We start from the raw sequence: 1,784 nt of genomic DNA on the forward strand, positions 1-1,784 counted from the left end.
GCTTAGCGGAAAGTTCTTTTACCCTCAGCCGAAATGCCTGCCGTTGCTAGACATTGCCAGCCAGTGCCCGTCACTCCCACTCGATTGTAAACAAGCACACAAAACCCTTTAGTGACAACAATTTGCAAGAACTATCAGGCTCAGTGCCATGAAAAATACCATGACCAGATCATGAGGTTGAACACGGCTTGCGCCGGCAGCGTTCACGCTCCTGGTCGGCGATCTCGCCCGGCTGCAATGCTAGCTCAGCATCGGTCATGCGCTCCAGCACGTCGCGTAGGCGGATGGTGCAAGGAATGGGCGGCAGCTCGAACTCATAGCCGCCGGCGATCATTTCGGCCGCAATCTCCTCGGTGATGAAAAACGGCTCGTCGTCTTGGTTCGGCTTCTTCATGCCCTTTCCTCCTGGCGCTCATCCTGGCCGACAGCGGCCAGGGCATCGGCTTCCGTCAATGCGTCCTCCACGAACGCGCCGTGCTGCTTCGCTTCGGCCTGGCTGACCTCGGCCCATATCCGTTTCACCTGGGCCGCACTGTACCCGGCCAGCTCGGCGGTCTTGTTGATGCTGTAGCCGGACTTGCGCAGCGCGACAACTTGGGCGCGGCGCTTCGGATCAGCACGGCGGCCCTTGTACCGCCCGGCCTGGCGGGCCAACTCAATGCCTTGGCGCTGGCGTTCGCGCCTGTCCTCGTAGTCGTCGCGGGCCATCTGCAAGGCCAGGCGAAAAAGCATGATCTGCACGGCTTCCAGCACGATCTTGGCGACGCCCTGGGCCTCGGCCGCCAGGTCGGATAGATCGACCACGCCAGGGACGGCCAGGCTTGCGCCTTTGGCCTGTATCGAGGCCACCAGGCGCTCGGCCTCGGGCAAAGGTAGGCGGCTGATGCGGTCGATCTTCTCGGCAATGACCACCTCGCCGGGCTGTAGGTCGCCGATCATGCGCAGCAGCTCAGGCCGGTCGGCGCGTGCGCCGGATGCCTTCTCACGGTAGATGCCGGCGACGTAGTAGCCGGCGGCCTTCGCGGCCGTAGTGATCGCCTCTTGGCGTTCCAAGTCCTGCGCGTCGGTGCTGACGCGCAGATAGACCCGCGCCACCATCGGCGCGGCTACTGGCTTCGTCCTGCGCATACTTGCGGGCTCCTTTGGGCATACGCAAAGTGTCCGGTCATGCTACCCCCGGCCAAAAAGGCCGTCATGCGATTTATCTTGGCCGGGTCGTTATTGGCGGGTCTAAATGGCCGCTCCGTGGATCTCATCGCCAGAAATGGCGATGCGAGATCCAGGGCAGGGCGGCCGCCATCGTCAGACCTGGCGATGGTCGACGCCGGCGCGCATCGTCGGATGTGGCGATGCGAGCTCGAGGTCGGTGGCCACCGCCGGCGACCTGGTGCCATCGTCGGCAATGGCGATGCTGCAGCTCGACGTGCGCGGCCTGGTCGTCTCGGCATCGTCGGATGCGGCGATGCTCGAGCGAGGCGAAAAAAAACCGCCTCGGGGTGTCCGAGGCGGCAAGTCTGCATGCGGTTCAGGGAGGAAGAAACCGCGCCGGCGATCAGGGAGGAAAACCGCGCGGCCTGATGTGCAGCTCGGCCACTTTAGCCGGATTTTTCGACTTATCCGATGCGAGCGGCCCGCCGTGGGCGCTGCTCGATCTGCTGTTGCTTTTTCTCGACGTGCTTCTGCTCCTGGTGCTGCTGCTCGTCGCGCGGCACTGTTGCAAAGTTAGCGATGAGGCAGCCTTTTGTCTTATTCAAAGGCCTTACATTTCAAAAACTCTGCTTACC

General features: G+C 62.6%; 3 protein-coding genes. 1 reads left to right on the forward strand and 2 read right to left on the reverse strand.

Annotated features, from left to right (window positions below):
• Positions 1–169 precede the first annotated feature (169 nt).
• Together K5R89_RS27005 and K5R89_RS27010 are read right to left on the reverse strand one after the other, a co-directional pair.
• Positions 170–394 (reverse strand): hypothetical protein, encoded by a 225-nt coding sequence (locus tag K5R89_RS27005; protein WP_000743213.1) that lies wholly within the window; start codon positions 392–394, stop codon positions 170–172.
• Positions 391–1,128: a recombinase family protein gene (locus tag K5R89_RS27010; protein WP_001446887.1), complete on the reverse strand. Its 738-nt coding sequence runs from the start codon at positions 1,126–1,128 to the stop codon at positions 391–393. The genes K5R89_RS27005 and K5R89_RS27010 overlap by 4 nt, the downstream gene beginning before the upstream one ends.
• A 326-nt stretch (positions 1,129–1,454) precedes the next feature.
• Here K5R89_RS27010 and K5R89_RS27015 point away from each other — a divergent pair.
• On the forward strand, positions 1,455–1,784 hold a 330-nt coding region (locus tag K5R89_RS27015), incomplete at its 3' end, for a hypothetical protein (RefSeq protein WP_170868628.1).

The sequence above is a fragment of the Klebsiella sp. TF21-TM genome (genome assembly GCF_019753495.1).
Classification (GTDB): domain Bacteria; phylum Pseudomonadota; class Gammaproteobacteria; order Enterobacterales; family Enterobacteriaceae; genus Klebsiella; species Klebsiella quasipneumoniae.